Raw genomic sequence first — 306 nt, 5'->3', positions numbered from 1 at the left:
AGAGCCAGAGCCAGAGCCAGTTCGTGCTGCAAACATGCCAGAGATCATTCCAAATGAATTTGGTGTGCCAGAAGACGATGATTGGCTGATTGAAGATGAGGCGTCTGAACCAGAAGCATTAGCGGAAACTGACGTAACACCAGAGCTAGTGACACCTGTCGCTGAACCGAAAGTTGAAGCTACACCACAAGCGGAAGTAGCAGAACAAGCTGAAGTTCTAGGACAAGAAGGCGAAGAAGAATTCTCGTTTGATGACTTCGAATTGCCAGAGTTTAATGAAGAAGATGCACTAGCGGAAGCTGATGC

1 protein-coding gene is annotated in these 306 nt (G+C 47.4%); it reads left to right on the top strand.

What is annotated here, in order from left to right; translation table 11 throughout:
• On the top strand, positions 1 to 306 hold a 306-nt coding region (locus tag AB4482_RS20965; RefSeq protein WP_372058228.1), incomplete at both ends, for a hypothetical protein.

Source organism: Vibrio sp. 10N.222.55.C7 (genome assembly GCF_041473335.1).
GTDB classification, from domain to species: Bacteria; Pseudomonadota; Gammaproteobacteria; order Enterobacterales; family Vibrionaceae; genus Vibrio; species Vibrio crassostreae_C.
This window is presented reverse-complemented; position numbering and strand designations above follow the sequence as displayed.